This window comes from Microbispora cellulosiformans, from assembly GCF_008728085.1.
Lineage (GTDB): Bacteria > Actinomycetota > Actinomycetes > Streptosporangiales > Streptosporangiaceae > Microbispora > Microbispora amethystogenes.
Genome location: NZ_VYTZ01000010.1, coordinates 214,385 through 230,497, shown reverse-complemented (window position 1 = coordinate 230,497; position 16,113 = coordinate 214,385). Strand labels below are relative to the sequence as shown.

Below are 16,113 nucleotides of genomic sequence, written 5' to 3'. Positions count from 1 at the left end.
GTCAGATGTACCGGCCCTTCAGCGAGCCGTCCGGGGCGGCCAGGAACAGCGTGCCGTTGCCCATGTCCTCGACGACGGAGACGTCCTGCTCGCCGGGTTCGTCGGCCTCGCTGACGATCGCCGCCGCCTCCAGCGACTTCGCCCCGCTGGACACGGCCATGGCCACGGCCGCCTGGAGCGCCGAGAGCCGGAGCGAGGGCAGCGCCACCGTGGTCGCGGCGTACGTGCGGCCCGTCTCGTCACGCACCGCGGCGCCCTCCGCCACGCCCGCGCGTGCCCGCGCCGACCTGGCCAGCGTGATGATTTTGGTGTCCTCGGGGTCCAGCTTCTCTGTCACCCGTCAAGCGTACCGACCTCCCGGACGAGCAAACGGGCCAGTTCGGCCGTACGGGCGGGATCGGGCGGGGTCAGGCCCGCGTGCACGAGCGTGATCAGCGTGTGGCCGGAGCGGGCGACGACCAGGTGCATGCGGTAGGGATAGCCGCCGACCCGGCCGGTCAGCCCGCGCCCGGCGGCGTCGGGGCCGCCGATGCCCGGCAGCGGCACCGGCGAGGCCTTCAGGCGGTCGTACGGCGTGCCCGCGTCGGCGGTGCCGCAGCGGATCAGTGCGGCGCGCAGCGCGTCGAGGCGCCCGGCCGCCTCGTTCCCGTCGTAGACGGCGAGCCCGACGCCGGCCAGTTCGCCGAGGTGCGGGCCGTCGTACGTCGCGGCGGTCACGGCGGTGGCGCCGCCGAGGCCGTCACGCGCAGGTTTGCCCGCCGCGGCGTCGAAGAGCGCGCGGCAGGCGCTCGCACGGGGGCGGAACGGCGCCCGCCAGGGGGCCCGCGCGTGGCTGAAGAAGCCCTCGGGGAGATCTCGCATCGTCCCCAGCACGCCCCTCAGCCGCCCCGCGCTCCGCGCCGCCATGGCGTCCCGCGTGGTTCCCGCGCCCTGGGCGACCCCCGCGCCCGCGCCGGACCCTGTTCGCGTGCCCGCTCCCGGCGTGGCACGGCTGTCCCGGGCCGCACCGGCGCCCGGCATCGCTCGCGCGCCCGCTCCCGGCGTGGCACGGCTGTCCCGGGCCGCACCGGCGCCCGGCATCGCTCGCGCGCCCGCTCCCGGCGTGGCACGGCTGTCCCGGGCCGCACCGGCGCCCGGCGTCGCTCGCGCGCCCGCGCCGGACCCTGTTCGCGCACCCGCGCTGTGCATGGCAGGGGTCTCGCGGGCGGCCCGCTCGGTGGCTGTGGCTCCCCCTGCGGCTCCCCCTGTGACTCCCACGGTGGCGTGCGTCGCGACGCTGGGCCCGGTGGCGAGGGCCAGGAAGCCCGCGACTGCCGCGTGGACGATTCGCATGCCCGCCTCCCCGCCGCTCGGGCGCATTGCCGGAGGTTGTCCTTCCCCGGACCGGAAGCGGGTAATCACTTTGCGTAACCGATACGGGGCTTCCACCTCGGAAGGTGAAAGCCCCGCACCGCTTACGGATCCCCCATGGGAGTTGCCGGTGCTCCGCGAACCCCTCCCGGAGCGCCGGACTCCCTATGAGGCGCCCCGAACCCCTTCTGGGCGCCTGGGACAACAGTGGCAGGGCACACTTGCAACCCGCTTAAAGGAGGCTTGCACCCGTCGGCGGGCTCTGTGTCTCGCGGAGCCGGTCCCGGGCCACCGAGGCGTAGTCTCGGACGGGCCGCGACCCGGGCGCCCGGGTGAGCCCGCTCTCCCGCCGCGCGTAGCGGAGGTCGGCCCGCTCGGCGGCGGTCAGCGCGTACCGCGCCGCCTTCACCGGGTCCCCGCCCAGCGCGTAATGGTGCGCGAGCGCCGCCGCCTCGTCCGGGCGCAGCCGTTCGAGCACCGCCGCCACCCGGGCATGCGTGCGGGCGCGGCGCAGTCGCGGCATCGCGCCGTACACGGTGTCGCGGAGGACCGGACTGGCGAAGCGGAGCCCGCCGTCGTCGGGTTCGACGAGCACCCCGGCCAGGAGCGCCTCCTCAGCCGCGTCCACCACCGCGTCCACCACCGCGTCCTCACCACCGCCGTGGACGGCCGCGAGCACGTCGAGGTCGACGCCCCCGGCGTGCTTCCCCGGGATCTCGGCGTCGAGCACCGCCGCCACGCCCAGCACCGTACGCACCCGGGCGGGCAGGACGGCGAGGCGCGCCGCGAGCACGTCGCGAACCCCGGCGGGAACGGTGGTCGGGGCCGCCGCCTCACCCTCGGCCGCGATCAGGCGTGCGGTCTCCCGGAGGAAGAAGGGGTTGCCCCCGGTTCGCGCGGCGACCGCGGTCAGGGCCGGGCGGGTGACGGGCATGCCGGCGACGGCGGTCACGAGGCCGGCGGCGGCGCCGGGCCGCAGGCCGCGCAGGCCGATCCGGAGCGGTTCGTGCCGGGCGAGCGCCGCCGTCGTCCCCGCGAGCCGGCCCGCCTCCTCCTGCCGGAAGGTGCAGACGACGGAGAGGGCCGCGCCGGCCGTCTCCGCGACGACGTCCAGGAGGGTGTCCAGCGTCTCGCGGTCGGCCCGGTGCAGGTCCTCGACGACGAGCAGGATCGGCGCCTCCGCCGCGGCGTCCCGCAGGTAGGCCGCGACCGCCCGCCGCCCGCGGAAGCTCTCCCCCCGCGCGCCCTCCCGCCGCGAACGCTCTTCCGGCGCCTCGTTCGCCTGCGACCCGCCCTCGTACGAGCCGTCCTCGCGCGCGGTCTCGGGGAAGGCGGCGAGCAGCCGGGTGATCGGCTCGGCCGTGTGCTCGCGGGGCGGCACGGCCGTCGTGAGCGTACGGAGGATCTCGGCCCAGGCCCAGCCGGGCGGCGCGCCCCTGGTCGCCGGGCAGCGCCCGATCGCGACCCGCGCGCCCTGCCCGGCCCGGACGGCGGCGACCTCCTCCACGAGCGCGGTCTTGCCCATGCCCGCCTCGCCCGTGACGAGTGCGATGCCCTCGGACAGGCCCAGCAGAAGCGACACCTCGCTCCGCCGCCCGAACAACCGGATCCGGCCCTCCTGGCGGGCCGCCGCCACGGGAACCGCTGTGGGGATCTCCGCGAGGCCCGCCGCGGGAGCCGCTGCGGGAACCTCTGCGGGAGCCGTTGCGGGAACCTCTGCGGGAGCCGTTGCGGGAACCTCTGTGGAGACCTCGAGGAGAACTACCGGGAGGTCGCGCGGGAGAGGGAGATGTGCGGCCGGGTTGTCGGGCTCGGCCGTACGGGCCGGGCCGGGCAGGTCCAGTTCGGGGGAATGGGCGAGGATTCCGGCCTCCAGGCGGCGCAGCGCGGGGCCGGGATCGACGCCGAGCTCCGCCGCGAGCAGGCGGCGGGCCTCGCGGAGCGCGGCGAGCGCGTCGCCCTGCCTGCCCTGCCGGTAGAGCGCGGTGGCGAGCAGCCGCCAGCCCTCCTCGCGCAGCGGGTGCTCGGCGAGGTGGGCGCGCAGGTCCGCGATCACCGAGCCGGGCGTGCCGAGCGCCATCACCGCGGAGGCCCGCTGCTCGACGGCGGTCGCCCGGACCTCGTCGAGCCGGGCGATCTCGTTGAGCGCCCAGTCCGCCGAGGCGAACTCCTGGTACGCCGGGCCCTTCCACAGGGCCAGCGCCTCCTCCAGGGCGGCGACCGCGGCTGTGGCGTCACCGTCGAGCAGCCGGCGGCTGCCCTGCCGCACCAGTTCCTCGAACCGCCAGGCGTCCACGTGCTCGGCGCGCAGGGCGTACCCCGGGGGCACCGTTACGAGGAGCCGTGCGGGCGTGCGGATCGTCCGCTGCGGCTCCAGGGCCCGACGCAGGTGGGAGACGTACGTCTGGATGGAACCGGCGGCGCCCGGAGGCGGCTGGTTCCGCCACAGGTCGCTGATCAGCCGCCCGACCGGCACGACCTGGCCCCGGGCGACCAGAAGACGCCCGAGCACCGAGCGCTGGCGAGGGCCGCCGAACTCGATCGGCCCGTCTTCGCCGATGGCTTGTAGCGCTCCAAGTACGGAGAAGACCGCCATGGGGGGCACATTACAAGGCTGGATATTTCCAGACCAGATTCACTCGTGGTCGGCGCTCGCGGCCACGACCTCGTCGCCGGGAGCGGGCTCCTCACGGCGTACGACGACCGTGCTGATCCGGTTGCGGCGTCCCGCGAGGTTCTCGGCGGTCAGGCGCAGGTCGCCGATCAGGGCCTCGGAGCCCGCGATCGGCACCCGGCCCAGGGCGTGCGCCAGCAGGCCGCCGACCGTGTCGACGTCCTCGACCTCGATCTCGGTGCCGAACAGCTCGCCCAGCTCACCGGCCGGGAGCCGCGCGGTCACCCGGGCGGCGCCGTCGTCGAGCCACTCGATCCGCGGGGTCTCCTGGTCGTACTCGTCGGCGATCTCCCCGACGATCTCCTCGATCACGTCCTCGATCGTGACGAGGCCGGCGGTGCCGCCGTACTCGTCGATGACGATGGCGAGGTGGATCTGCCGCGCCTGCATCTCGCGCAGCAGTTCGTCGATGGGCTTGCTCTCCGGCACGTACGTCGCGGGGCGCATGAGCTCGTCCACCCGGACGTTGTCGTCGCCGGTGTCCTGGATGCGGCGGACGATGTCCTTGAGGTAGGCGATGCCCACCACGTCGTCCTCGTTCTCCCCCACGACGGGGATGCGGGAGAAGCCGCTGCGCAGGGCCAGCGAGAGCGCCTGGCTCAGCGTCTTGCCCCGCTCGATGAAGACCATGTCGGTGCGCGGCACCATGACCTCGCGCACCAGCGTGTCGCCCAGCTCGAAGACCGAGTGGATCATCTCGCGCTCGTCGGGCTCGATGACCCGGCGCTGCTCGGCGAGGTCGACCAGGTCGCGCAGCTCCGCCTCGGAGGTGAACGGCCCCTCCCGAAACCCCTTACCCGGGGTGAGCGCGTTGCCCAGCAGGATCAGCAGCTCCGGCAGCGGCCCGAAGATCTTGGTCAGGCCGTACACGACCGGCGCGCTCGCCAGGGCGACGGGCTCGGCGTGCTGTCGGCCGAGCGTGCGCGGCATGACCCCGACGATCACGTAGCTCACCAGGATCATGGCCAGGGCCGCCCCGGCGTACGCCTGGCCGCGGTCGCCGAGCCAGTCGATGAACAGCAGCGTCGCGATCACCGTGGCGACGAGCTCGCAGCTCAGCCGCAGCAGGAGCACCAGGTTGAGGTAGCGCGGGGGGTCGGCGACGATCGTCTGCAGCCGCACCGCGCCGCGCCGCGCCTCCTTGACGAACTCCTCGGCCCGTACGCGGGAGATGCGGGTCAGCGCGGTCTCGGCGCTCGCGAGGAGGCCGCCGACCACGATGAGGACGACGGCCGAGATCAGCCAGCCGTTGTTCACGGCTTCCGCCGCACCTCCCGCCAGGCACCCAGGAGCTCGTCCTGCAGCCCGAACATCTCGGCGTGCTCCTCGGGCTCCGCGTGGTCGTAGCCCAGCAGGTGGAGGATGCCGTGCGTGCACAGCAGCTCCAGCTCGTCCTGGGCGCTGTGCCCGGCCTCGGCGGCCTGCTTGGCGGCCACCTGCGGGCACAGCACCACGTCGCCCAGCAGCGCCGGGTCGGGGGAGGCGTCCTCGTCCCGCCCGGTGTTGGGCCGCAGCTCGTCCATCGGGAAGGCCAGCACGTCGGTCGGGCCCGGCTCCCCCATCCACTGCTCGTGCAGCTCGGCCATCGCCCCCGCGTCGATCACCAGGATCGACAGCTCGGCCAGCGGGTTGATCCCCATCCGGCCCAGGACGTGCCCGGCGAGCTCGACGAGTGCCGTCTCGTCGACCTCGACGCCGGACTCGTTGGCCACCTCGATGCTCACGGGGTCTCCTCACCCGCCATGGTCGTGCTCACCGCCGGTTGTTCCGCGGCCGTTTGCTGATCGCCCGCGGCTCGGAGGCCATCGCTGCGTCATATCGGCCGTAGGCGTCGACGATGTCGCTCACCAGCTTGTGCCGGACCACGTCCGCGCTGGTCAACCTGCTGAAATGGATGTCCTCGATGCCTTCGAGGATGTGCTGGACGACCTTCAGGCCGCTGTCCTGGCCGCCGGGCAGGTCGATCTGGGTCACGTCGCCGGTGACCACGATCTTCGAGTTGAACCCGAGCCGGGTCAGGAACATCTTCATCTGCTCGGGCGAGGTGTTCTGCGCCTCGTCCAGGATGATGAAGGCGTCGTTGAGCGTGCGCCCGCGCATGTAGGCGAGCGGCGCGACCTCGATCGTCCCGGCCGCCATGAGGCGGGGGATCGAGTCGGGGTCCAGCATGTCGTGCAGGGCGTCGTACAACGGCCGCAGATAGGGGTCGATCTTCTCGTAGAGCGTGCCGGGCAGGAACCCGAGCCGCTCCCCCGCCTCGACGGCGGGGCGGGTGAGGATGATGCGGTTGACCCTCTTGTTCTGCAGGGCCTTCACGGCCTTCGCCATCGCCAGGTACGTCTTGCCGGTGCCGGCGGGGCCGATGCCGAAGACGATGGTGTGCCTGTCGATCGCGTCGACGTACCGCTTCTGGTTGACCGTCTTCGGGCGGATGGTCCGGCCCCGGGAGGACAGGATGTCCAGGGACAGGACCTCGGCCGGGCGGTCGGTGGCCATCCGCAGCATGTGGATGCTGCGTTCGACGGCGTCGGGGGACAACTCGGCACCTGAGCCGATCAACTCCATCAGCTCCTCGAAGAGGCGGACGACGACGCCGCTCTCCTCGGGACTGCCGGTGATGGTGATCTCGTTGCCCCGCACGTGGATGTCGGCGCTGAAGGCGCCCTCGATGACCCGCAGGAGTTCGTCACCCGACCCGAGGAGGCTGACCATCGGCTGCCCCTCGGGGATGACTACCTTGGCCTGGGTCTGGTTGATGTGCTGTGACTCGGACATGGGCGGCCCTTGCGGCCCTGATCGCCTCCTCGGTTCCCTCTTATGCTACTAGTGCGTCCTAGCCTGGGGGCCAGGTGAGGCTCCGGCCGCCGAGCACGTGCGCGTGGACGTGGAAGACCGTCTGCCCGGCGCCCGGCCCGGTGTTGAGCACGACCCGGTAGCCCGGCTCGGCCACACCCTCCTGGACGGCCACCGCGTGGCAGGCTTTGAGCAGGTCGTCCGCGAGGCCGTCGTCGGCCGCGGCCAGGGCGGCGGCGTTCTCGTGGTGTGCCTTGGGCACGACGAGGACGTGTGTCGGGGCCTGCGGGTTGACGTCGCGGAAGGCGAGCGCCCGCCCGGTCTCCAGGACGATCTCCGCCGGGATCTGCCTGGCCACGATCTTGCAGAATAGGCAGTCGGTCACGCGCCTCAGCCTAACGGTCGCCGACGATGATTGATGACGGCAATGATCCTCCCGGCTACTGTGGTTGTGCGAGACTTCACCAGACCACCCCCCTAGTGTCGCGCGAGGACACCGTCGGGCCATGCCCTCTAATGATTCGGAAGAACGTAAACCCCCCGGGGATGACGAGCGTCCTATTGACGTGACCACCGAGACCCTCGTGGCCGACAGGTCGTTGGGGACGGTGCCCGTCGGGTGGGATGCCGACATGGCCGTGACGGCGCTCTACAGCGCTCACTATCGGTCACTGGTGCGTCTCGCGGTGCTGCTGGTCCGTGACGTGGCCAGCGCGGAAGAGGTCGTTCAGGACGCCTTCGTCGCTCTCCACGGAGCGTGGCGGCGCCTGAGGGACACCGACAAGGCACTGGCCTACCTTCGCCAATCGGTCGTGAACCGCTCGCGTTCGGTGCTGCGGCACCGCGCGGTCGTCGAGAAGTACGCCCCGAAGGGCCTGCCGGACGCGCCGAGCGCCGAGAACGGCGCGATCGGCGAGCTCGAACGCTCCGCCGTCATCGAGGCGCTCCGCGGCCTGCCCACCCGGCAGCGCGAGGCGCTGGTGCTGCGATACTACGGCGACCTGTCGGAGGCCGAGATCGCACACGCGATGGGCATCAGCAAGGGCGCGGTGAAGAGTCACACGTCCCGCGGCATGGCCGCACTACGGATGGCACTGGAGCAGTTCTCATGACCTTCCCGTCCGACGACGAGTACGGCGAGTCGCTTCGCCGTGCCCTGCGCGCGGAGGCGGACTCGGTCGTGCCGTCTCCCGAAGGACTCGACATCATCCGCCGGCGGATCGACCAGCGGGGCCTGCGCGGCCTGCGGAACGTGCTGTGGCTGCGGGTGGGCGCCGCGGCCGCCGGAGCCGTCCTCGCGGCGGGCGCGGTCGTGATGCTCGTCCCCGGCCTGCGCGAGCAGGTCGCCGACCGCACCGGTATCGCGGACGTGGGTGACACCCGTGAGCAGGAGCCGCAGAGCTCCACCTGGACGCGCCCGCCCGCGGGCGGGGCTCCCTCGCGGCCCGGCGTGGTGATCATCGTCACCACCACCCCGAGCCCGTCGCACGGGCGGACCAGCCCGTCTCCTTCACACCGGCCGGGCCCGGCCACCAAGCCGTCGCCGTCGCCGTCCGACCCCTGCGCGTCGCCCCCGGCGCGGGCCGGAGTGGTCGACCCCGAGCCGACCCTGCCCGCGACGTGCCCGCCGGTCCAGACGGCGCAGCCCGCGCCGCCGTCGGCCACACACACCACCGCCCCTTCGTCGGCTCCGCCCACGGCGACCGCCACGCCCTCGGCCACCCCCAGCGCCCCGCCCACGGAGACGGTCACGCCCAACGCGGCCGACACTCCCACTCCCTGACAGCCGTCAGGTGGTGAGGGCCGCGGTCCTCACCAGCGGCCGCAGCGGGCCAGCAGGACGGCCGCCGCGGCCACGCCCGCCGTCGAGGTGCGCAGCACCGTGGGGCCGAGCAGGGCCGGTACGGCTCCCGCCGCGCGGAACCCGGCGATCTCCTCGTCGGTGACGCCGCCCTCCGGGCCGACGATCATCACGATGTCGCCCGGGACCTCCGGCAGTTCGAGCCGGCTCAGCGGCTCAGCGGCCTCCTCGTGCAGCACGACCGCGAGCGCCGCCGCCGAGACGAGCGAGCGGACCCGCGCGGTCGTGGCCTGCTCGGTCACCTCGGGCAGGTGGAAGCGCCGGGCCTGCTTGGCCGCCTCGCGCGCCGTGCTCCGCCAGCGGGCGAGCGACTTGCCGGCCCGGTCGCCCTTCCACTGGGTGACGCAGCGGGCGGCCGCCCAGGGGACGATCACGTCCACCCCGGCCTCGGTCATCATCTCGACCGCGAGCTCGCCCCGGTCGCCCTTGGGCAGGCCCTGCACGACCACCAGCCTCGGCCGCGGGGGCGGCACCTCGAACCGGCGCAGCACCGCGGCGGTCAGCGCGTCCTTGCCGGCCGTCGTGACCGTGCACTCGGCCACCCGGCCCGCGCCGTCGGTGAGGTCGACCCGCTCCCCCGCCCGAAGGCGGCGCACCGACGCGGCGTGCCGCCCCTCGGGCCCGTCGAGGACGATCGTGTCCCCCGCCTGACCGGCCGCCTCCGACAGGAACACCGGAACGCTCATGCCACCCCCTCGCCTGGCGGCTCGGGGTCGCATGCGCGAAACGCACTGTGCCCACCGACTCGCTCGCTCCGCTCGCTCATGCCACCCCCTCGCCCGGCGGCTCGGGGTCGCATGCGCGAAACGCACTGTGCCCACCGACTCGCTCGCTCCGCTCGCTCATCCGGCGTCAGCGGCCGTTGAAGGCGTCCCGCAGGCGCGAGAAGAAGCCCTGCTGGCCGGGAGAGAACTTGCCGGGCGGCCGCTCCTCCCCGCGTAGCTTCGACAGCTCCTTGAGCAGTTCCTCCTGCTGCGGGTCGAGCTTGGTCGGCGTCTCGACGTTCACGTGGATCAGCAGGTCGCCCCGGCCGGTCTCGTTGAGCCGCTGGATGCCCTTGCCGTACAGGGGGATGACCTGACCGGCCTGGGTGCCGGGCCGCACGTCGATGGCCTCCGCGCCGTCGAGGGTGTCGATCGACAGCACGGTGCCGAGCGCGGCGGCGGTCATCGGGATCTGGACGGTGCAGTGGAGATCGTCGCCGCGGCGTTCGAAGATCTGGTGCGGCCGCTCGGCGATCTCCAGGAACAGGTCGCCCGGAGGGCCTCCGCCCGGCCCGACCTCGCCCTCGCCCGCGAGCTGGATGTGCGTGCCGTCCTCGACGCCGGCCGGGATCCGCACCTTGATCGTGCGCCGGGTCCTGACCCGTCCCTCGCCCGAGCACTCCATGCAGGGGTGCCGGATGACGCTGCCGTACCCCCCGCACTGCGGGCAGGGGCGGGACGTCATGACCTGGCCCAGGAACGAGCGGGTGACCTGCGAGACCTCGCCCCGCCCGTGACACATGTCGCAGGTGTCGGGGTGGGTGCCGGACGCCGCCCCGGAGCCCTGGCAGACGTCGCAGACCACGGCCGTGTCGACCACGATCTCGCGTGTGGTGCCGAAGGCGGACTCCGCGAGGTCCAGTTCGACCCGGATGGTGGCGTTGCGGCCCCGGCGGGCGCGTGAGCGGGGGCCCCGCGCGGCGCCGGCCGAGCCGAAGAAGGCGTCCATGATGTCGCTGAACGGGAAGCCCGCGCCGAAGCCGCCCGCACCGGCCGGCCCGCCGCCACTCGCGAACGGATCGGCGCCCATGTCGTACATGCGGCGCTTGCCCGCGTCGGACAGCACCTCGTACGCCTGGTTGATCTCCTTGAACCGCTCCTGGGTCTCCGGGTCGGGGTTGACGTCCGGATGCAGCTCACGGGCGAGACGGCGATACGCCTTCTTGATCTCTTCCTGGCTGGCGTCGCGCCGGACGCCAAGGGTCGCGTAGTAGTCGTTGGACACTTATGACCCCGCCAGGATCTGGCCGACGTACCGCGCCACAGCGCGCACCGCACCCATCGTCACCGGATAGTCCATTCGTGTCGGGCCCAGCACTCCCAGCCGGGCCAGTTCCTTGTCGCCCGAACCGTATCCGGCGGCCACGATAGAGGTGCCGCGCAGCCCGCTGTAGGGGTTCTCGGATCCGATTCTGACGGTGAGTTCGGACAGCCCGCCGGTCTCGCCCAGCAGGCGCATGAGCACGACCTGCTCCTCCAGAGCCTCGAGCACGTCGCGCAGGCCCACGCTGAAGTCGGCGCCCGCCAGATTGGCCGTGCCACCGAAGACGATCTTCTCCTCGTGCCGCTCGACGAGCGTCTCAAGGAGCACGGACATGATGGTCGCCACCACCGGTCTCTCCTCCGGCGGCAGCCGTTCGGGAATGCCGGCCACGGTCTCGGGCACCTGCGAGAGCCAGCACCCGTCGAGGCAGCCGTTCAGCACGGAGCGCAGGTTCGCGATCCGGTCCTCGGCGAGCGCCTCGGGCAGATCGACCACCCGCTGCTCCACCCGCCCGGTGTTCGTGATCAGCACCAGCATGACCCGGCGCTCCGCCAGCGGGACGATCTCCACGTGGCGGACCGACGACCGGGTGAGAGAGGGATACTGCACGACGGCCACCTGCCGGGTGAGCTGCGCGAGCAGCCGCACCGTGCGCATGACGATCTCGTCGAGGTCGACCGCCCCGGCGAGGAACGTCTCGATGGCCCTGCGCTCCGCCCCGGACAACGGCTTGATCTGCGACAGCCGGTCGACGAACAGGCGGTATCCCTTGTCGGTCGGGACCCGTCCGGCGCTGGTGTGCGGCTGCGTGATGTAGCCCTGCTCCTCCAGCGCCGCCATGTCGTTGCGGATGGTCGCCGGGGAGACGCCGAGGTTGTGCCTGTCCGCCAGGGCCTTGGACCCCACCGGCTCGTTGGTGGACACGTAGTCCTCGACGATGGCGCGCAGGACGGCGAGCTTGCGGTCGTCGAGCAATGTGTCACCTCCCTGTGCCTGGAAACACCGACTCTGGCACTCTGTGTTCCCGAGTGCCAAGTGTACGGCTACGACCGCTCGGCGTGCGATAACGAGGAGACGATCAGGGGCAACGCGACTTGATTGCGGGCGCATCGGGCGAGCCGGCGGCCCGGGATTTGCTAGCGTTCCCCGCATGTACGGGCGGGACGTGCTTTCCGGAGACTGGCGGCGACCACGGCGGGGGCAGATCCCCGAGATCCCGGCCGAGCCCGACCTCGTGGTCGAGGACGCCGAGGGCCGCTTCTGCGGCGCGGTGGTGGACTGCGACAAGGAGGCCGTGACGCTGGAGGACCGCTTCGGGCGGCGCCGGGTGTTCCCGCTGACCCCCGCCGGGTTCCTCCTCGACGGCAGGCCGGTGACGCTGGTCCGCCCCCAGGCGCGGCCGTCCGGCCCGCTGCGGAGCGCCTCCGGGTCGATCGCGGTCGAGGGGCTGCGCGCCCAGGTCGCCAAGGAGAGCCGCATCTACGTCGAGGGCGTCCACGACGCCGCGCTGGTCGAGAAGATCTGGGGCCACGACCTGCGTGTGGAGGGGGTCGTCGTCGAGTTCCTGGAGGGCGTCGACGATCTGCCCGCGATCGTGGAGGAGTTCGGCCCGGAGCCGGGCAGGCGGCTGGGCGTGCTCGTGGACCACCTGGTGCCCGGCTCCAAGGAGAGCCGCATCGCCGCCCGGGTCTCCGGCGCGGACGTGCTCGTCGTCGGGCACCCCTTCGTGGACATCTGGCAGGCGGTCAAGCCTCGGGCGCTCGGCATCCCGGCGTGGCCGGACGTGCCGCGCGGCGTGCCGTGGAAGGAGGGCGTGATCGCCGCCCTGGGCTGGCGGATGGACCCCCAGGAGGCGTGGCGGCACATCCTCGGCCGCGTCACGACCTTCGCGGACCTGGAGCCCGAACTGCTCGGCCGCGTGGAGGAACTCATCGACTTCGTGACAGCCCCGGATCAGGCGGATTAGGGGGTCAGGTCGCGTACGACCGCGTCGGCGAGGAGCCGGCCGCGCAGCGTGAGCACGGCCCGGCCCGCCTTGAACGCCTCGGTCTCCAGCAGGCCGCTCCCCAGCGCCCGCGCGCAGGCCGTACGCGCCTCGGGGGCGAGGTCGGCGAGCGGGAAGCCCGATGCGAGGCGCAGCTCCAGCATGACGCGCTCGACGGCCCGGTCCTCCGCCGTCAGCACCTCGCGGGCGTGCGCCGGCGAGGCCCCCTCAGCCAGGCGGGCGGCGTACGCCACGGGGTGCTTGACGTTCCACCAGCGGGTGCCGCCGACGTGGCTGTGCGCCCCCGGGCCGACCCCCCACCAGTCGCCGCCGGTCCAGTAGAGCAGGTTGTGGCGGCAGCGGGCCTCGTCTCCCGCCGCCCAGTTGGAGATCTCGTACCAGCTCAGGCCCGCGGCCGTCAGGGCCTCCTCGGCGATGAGGTAGCGGTCGGCCGCCACGTCGTCCTCGGGCATCGGCAGCTCGCCGCGCCGGATGCGGGCGGCGAGCCGGGTGCCGTCCTCCACGATCAGGGAGTACGCCGAGACGTGGTCGGGCCCGGCCGCCAGGGCGGCCTCCAGCGAGGCCCGCCAGTCGTCGTCGCTCTCCCCCGGCGTGCCGTAGATCAGGTCGAGGTTGACGTGCTCGAACCCGGCCGCGCGGGCCTCCCGTACGGCCTCGGCGGGGCGGCCGGGCGTGTGCCGCCGGTCGAGGACGGCGAGGACGTGCTCGCCCGCGCTCTGCATGCCGAAGCTCATGCGGGTGAAGCCGCCCTCCCGCAGTTCCTTCAGATAGGTCGGGTCGACGGACTCGGGGTTGGCCTCGGTCGTCACCTCGGCGCCCGGCCGCAGGCCGAACTCCTCGGCGACGGCGTCCAGGATCCGTACGAGGTCGGCGGCGGGCAGCAGCGTCGGCGTGCCACCGCCGAAGAAGACGGTCTCGACCGGCGGCGCGGTGTCCCCGAGCACCCGCCGGGCCAGCCGCACCTCCTCGATCGCGGTGGCGGCGTAGTCGCGCTGCGCGGCGCCCGGGCCCAGCTCGGCGGCCGTGTAGGTGTTGAAGTCGCAGTAGCCGCAGCGCGTCGCGCAGAACGGCACGTGCACGTAGAAGCCGAACGGACGGGAGCCGAGCCCGTCGAGGGCTCCGGGCGGCAGCGCGCCGCTCGCGGGGACGGGATCGCCGTCGGGAAGAACGGAAGGCACCCCTCCAGTCTGCCGCCAGTCGCACCCTGCCGAGGCAGACCAGGGCGGAACCGGGACAGGCCCGTCAGGTGGGACGCTCGTCGGGCCGCGACGGCCAGTCACGCAGAGGCAGGCGGACGATCCGCCAGAAGATTATGAAGGGAAATACGAAAACCCCGTAAAAGGGGATCAGGTACATGAGACAGTCTCGCCGCCGGTAGGACACCTTCGGCGCCAGGAAGAAAAGGGCCGCCATAGGTGAAAGCCGGGTGCCCACGGCCATCACGTCCCGGAGGGGCAGCGGCCAGTCGATCTGATCGTCGATAGACCACGAAAGACTGATCGGAAACGCCACAAGGGCGACCCAGAGAAGAAGCGTGAGAATCACCCGAACGCCCTTGTGCCGCCGGACCCCCAGCGACCGTCGGGCGTCGGTGCCTGCCGGGCCGGATTCTTGTGTCATATACGGCGCTTCCGTAGGGATTTGTCTGACTTTGTCGCTAGTTTCGACTCCAACGGTATCCGCCAATGTGGCTCGGCAACTCCGGAAACGTTCAACAGTGTGAGGGATAGGCACTTTTCCGGTGCATGCCGGCCAAAGTTTGAACAGGAACGGCGATCGCGCACGGCCCTCAGGTCCGCATGCGCAGGCCGCCGGCCCCGAGCAGCCGGGCGGACGCCGTCTGCCGTACAGCCGCAGGCCGCGGAGCAAAGCGCATGCCAACTCGTCAGCCGCCTCCCCGTGCCTGAGCGCGCGCGGTCTCCGCCCTCATGAGCGGTGCCCGTCTCGGCCGCCGTGGATGTCGTGCGTCCGTTGCCCGACCCCGGGGAGTTGGCGGTGTGGAACCCGTGCCGTTGACGGGGTGATCAGCGCGGTCTACGATCGCGACAATTATCAGGAAACTTTCCTATAAGTTCGCCCACCGGAGGCCGGCGTGCTCATGAGAAGGACACTCGCCGTGGCGGTCGCCGCCACCCTGGCCGCCGGGCTCGCGCCGGTCCAGGCCCAGGCCACGACGGGCGCGGACGGCTACAAGCGCGTCGCGTACTTCATCCAGTGGGGCGTGTACGGCCGGAACTTCCATGTTCGGGACGTCGACGTCAGCGGGGCGGCGGCGAAGCTGACCCATCTCAACTACGCCTTCGGTTTCGTCGGCCCGGAGGGCACCTGCTATTCGGCCGACCCCTGGGCCGACTGGCAGCGCCCGGTGCCCGCCGAGCAGAGCGTCGACGGCGTCGCCGACGCAGACGACCAGCCGCTCAAGGGCAACCTCGGCCAGCTCAGGAAGCTCAAGGCCCGCCACCCCGGCCTCAAGGTCCTCATCTCCCTCGGCGGCTGGACCGGATCGAAGTACTTCTCCGACGCCGTCCTCACCCCCGCCTCACGGGCCACGCTCGCCGCCTCCTGCGTCGACCTGTGGCTCAAGGGCAACCTGCCCGGCCTGCCCACCGGCGCCGCCGCCGGAGTGTTCGACGGCATCGACCTCGACTGGGAATGGCCCGGCTCCGCCGGAAACGACGGCAACGTCATCCGGGCCGAGGACAGGCAGAACTTCACCTTGTTCCTGGCCGAACTGCGCCGCCAGATGCGGGCCCACGACCGGCGCGCCGAGCTCAGCGCCTTCCTCCCGGCCGCGGCCGCCAAGATCGACGCGGGCTTCGAGGTGAAGAAGGTCTTCGGCCTGCTCGACTTCGCCACCATTCAGGGCTACGACCTGCACGGCTCGTGGGAGAACCGCACCGGGCACCAGGCCAACCTGCTCACCGACCCCCGCGACCCCAACCCGGTCAAATACAGCGTCGACCAGACCGTACGGGACTACCTCGGCCGCGGGGCGCCGGCCCGCAAGATCGTCGTCGGCGTCCCCGCGTACGGCCAGGGCTGGACCGGGGTCACCTCCCGCGGCGACGGCCGCTACGCCCCCGCCGCCGGGCCCGCGCCCGGCACCTGGGCCGCCGGCAGCGACGACTACAAGAACCTCGCCGGCAAACCCGGCAAGCGCCACCGCGACCTGCTCACCGGCGCCCTGTGGCTCTACGACGGCAATGAGTTCTGGTCGTACGACGACCCCGCGGTCATGCTGCAGAAGGCCGCCTACATCCGCCTCAAGGGCCTCGGCGGCTCCATGCTCTGGTCCATCGACCAGGACGACGCCAAGGCCTCCCTGACCACCGCCCTCTACTCCGTCCTCAGGTGAGCGGATGGGGGACCGGGGCGCTGCCCCCGCCCCGGTCCCCCATCCGT

Annotated in this window: 16 protein-coding genes; 4 read left to right on the top strand and 12 right to left on the bottom strand. The window is 72.6% G+C overall.

The genetic code is table 11. From position 1 onward, the window contains the following. Nucleotide 1: 1 nt before the first annotated feature. From F5972_RS26795 to F5972_RS26765, 7 genes are all read right to left on the bottom strand, one after another. The gene (locus F5972_RS26795; protein WP_150937082.1) at nucleotides 2–337 is read right to left on the bottom strand and encodes a cytidine deaminase; all 336 of its coding nucleotides are present in this window, start codon (nucleotides 335–337) and stop codon (nucleotides 2–4) included. After that, nucleotides 334–1,332: a hypothetical protein gene (locus F5972_RS26790; RefSeq protein ID WP_150937080.1), complete on the bottom strand. Its 999-nt coding sequence runs from the start codon at nucleotides 1,330–1,332 to the stop codon at nucleotides 334–336. The genes F5972_RS26795 and F5972_RS26790 overlap by 4 nt, the downstream gene beginning before the upstream one ends. Nucleotides 1,333–1,582: 250 nt before the next feature. After that, entirely contained in the window at nucleotides 1,583–3,946 is a 2,364-nt protein-coding gene (locus tag F5972_RS37485) for a BTAD domain-containing putative transcriptional regulator (RefSeq protein WP_191910324.1), read from the bottom strand. A gap of 39 nt (nucleotides 3,947–3,985) precedes the next feature. Then, nucleotides 3,986–5,281, bottom strand: a complete 1,296-nt coding sequence (locus tag F5972_RS26780) for a hemolysin family protein (RefSeq protein ID WP_225311905.1) — start codon at nucleotides 5,279–5,281, stop codon at nucleotides 3,986–3,988. Next, nucleotides 5,278–5,748, bottom strand: a complete 471-nt coding sequence (gene ybeY, locus F5972_RS26775) for an rRNA maturation RNase YbeY (RefSeq protein ID WP_150937078.1) — start codon at nucleotides 5,746–5,748, stop codon at nucleotides 5,278–5,280. The genes F5972_RS26780 and ybeY overlap by 4 nt, the downstream gene beginning before the upstream one ends. A gap of 28 nt (nucleotides 5,749–5,776) precedes the next feature. After that, on the bottom strand, nucleotides 5,777–6,799 hold the full coding sequence (locus F5972_RS26770) for a PhoH family protein (protein ID WP_150937076.1): 1,023 nt from the start codon (nucleotides 6,797–6,799) through the stop codon (nucleotides 5,777–5,779). Nucleotides 6,800–6,857: 58 nt separating this feature from the next. Further along, the gene (locus F5972_RS26765; RefSeq protein ID WP_225311904.1) at nucleotides 6,858–7,202 is read right to left on the bottom strand and encodes a histidine triad nucleotide-binding protein; all 345 of its coding nucleotides are present in this window, start codon (nucleotides 7,200–7,202) and stop codon (nucleotides 6,858–6,860) included. A gap of 247 nt (nucleotides 7,203–7,449) precedes the next feature. Between F5972_RS26765 and F5972_RS26760 the strand changes: the two genes are divergently transcribed. Together F5972_RS26760 and F5972_RS26755 are read left to right on the top strand one after the other, a co-directional pair. Further along, nucleotides 7,450–7,929: a SigE family RNA polymerase sigma factor gene (locus tag F5972_RS26760; RefSeq protein ID WP_150937145.1), complete on the top strand. Its 480-nt coding sequence runs from the start codon at nucleotides 7,450–7,452 to the stop codon at nucleotides 7,927–7,929. Continuing rightward, the gene (locus F5972_RS26755; protein ID WP_150937071.1) at nucleotides 7,926–8,600 is read left to right on the top strand and encodes a hypothetical protein; all 675 of its coding nucleotides are present in this window, start codon (nucleotides 7,926–7,928) and stop codon (nucleotides 8,598–8,600) included. The genes F5972_RS26760 and F5972_RS26755 overlap by 4 nt, the downstream gene beginning before the upstream one ends. A 29-nt stretch (nucleotides 8,601–8,629) precedes the next feature. Here the strand turns inward: F5972_RS26755 and F5972_RS26750 are convergent, their stop codons facing one another. The 3 genes from F5972_RS26750 to hrcA form a co-directional block, all read right to left on the bottom strand. Further along, nucleotides 8,630–9,364, bottom strand: a complete 735-nt coding sequence (locus tag F5972_RS26750) for a 16S rRNA (uracil(1498)-N(3))-methyltransferase (protein WP_150937069.1) — start codon at nucleotides 9,362–9,364, stop codon at nucleotides 8,630–8,632. A 166-nt stretch (nucleotides 9,365–9,530) separates the two neighbouring features. Then, nucleotides 9,531–10,667 (bottom strand): molecular chaperone DnaJ, encoded by a 1,137-nt coding sequence (gene dnaJ / locus F5972_RS26745; protein WP_150937067.1) that lies wholly within the window; start codon nucleotides 10,665–10,667, stop codon nucleotides 9,531–9,533. Continuing rightward, nucleotides 10,668–11,681 carry a heat-inducible transcriptional repressor HrcA gene (gene hrcA / locus F5972_RS26740; protein ID WP_111697206.1) on the bottom strand — a complete coding sequence of 338 codons (1,014 nt, stop codon included), beginning with the start codon at nucleotides 11,679–11,681 and terminating at the stop codon, nucleotides 10,668–10,670. Nucleotides 11,682–11,856: 175 nt separating this feature from the next. Between hrcA and F5972_RS26735 the strand changes: the two genes are divergently transcribed. Then, on the top strand, nucleotides 11,857–12,672 hold the full coding sequence (locus F5972_RS26735) for a DUF3097 domain-containing protein (RefSeq protein WP_150937065.1): 816 nt from the start codon (nucleotides 11,857–11,859) through the stop codon (nucleotides 12,670–12,672). On the opposite strand, the gene hemW is transcribed toward F5972_RS26735, so the two are convergent. After that, nucleotides 12,669–13,889: a radical SAM family heme chaperone HemW gene (hemW, locus tag F5972_RS26730; RefSeq protein WP_150937064.1), complete on the bottom strand. Its 1,221-nt coding sequence runs from the start codon at nucleotides 13,887–13,889 to the stop codon at nucleotides 12,669–12,671. The genes F5972_RS26735 and hemW overlap by 4 nt on opposite strands. 64 nt (nucleotides 13,890–13,953) lie before the next feature. Then, nucleotides 13,954–14,256 carry a hypothetical protein gene (locus F5972_RS26725; protein ID WP_150937061.1) on the bottom strand — a complete coding sequence of 101 codons (303 nt, stop codon included), beginning with the start codon at nucleotides 14,254–14,256 and terminating at the stop codon, nucleotides 13,954–13,956. A 553-nt stretch (nucleotides 14,257–14,809) separates the two neighbouring features. On the opposite strand from F5972_RS26725, the gene F5972_RS26720 reads away from it, so the two are divergent. Further along, nucleotides 14,810–16,066: a glycoside hydrolase family 18 protein gene (locus F5972_RS26720; RefSeq protein WP_150937059.1), complete on the top strand. Its 1,257-nt coding sequence runs from the start codon at nucleotides 14,810–14,812 to the stop codon at nucleotides 16,064–16,066. Nucleotides 16,067–16,113: the final 47 nt, after the last annotated feature.

Bases quoted from the DNA above. Each gene is read 5' to 3' on its own strand.
- F5972_RS26790 (WP_150937080.1), bottom strand. From the start codon at position 1,332: ATGCGAATCGTCCACGCGGCAGTCGCGGGCTTCCTGGCCCTCGCCACC.
- F5972_RS37485 (WP_191910324.1), bottom strand. From the start codon at position 3,946: ATGGCGGTCTTCTCCGTACTTGGAGCGCTACAAGCCATCGGCGAAGAC.
- F5972_RS26770 (WP_150937076.1), bottom strand. From the start codon at position 6,799: ATGTCCGAGTCACAGCACATCAACCAGACCCAGGCCAAGGTAGTCATC.
- F5972_RS26760 (WP_150937145.1), top strand. From the start codon at position 7,450: ATGGCCGTGACGGCGCTCTACAGCGCTCACTATCGGTCACTGGTGCGT.
- F5972_RS26755 (WP_150937071.1), top strand. From the start codon at position 7,926: ATGACCTTCCCGTCCGACGACGAGTACGGCGAGTCGCTTCGCCGTGCC.
- F5972_RS26750 (WP_150937069.1), bottom strand. From the start codon at position 9,364: ATGAGCGTTCCGGTGTTCCTGTCGGAGGCGGCCGGTCAGGCGGGGGAC.
- F5972_RS26735 (WP_150937065.1), top strand. From the start codon at position 11,857: ATGTACGGGCGGGACGTGCTTTCCGGAGACTGGCGGCGACCACGGCGG.
- F5972_RS26720 (WP_150937059.1), top strand. From the start codon at position 14,810: ATGAGAAGGACACTCGCCGTGGCGGTCGCCGCCACCCTGGCCGCCGGG.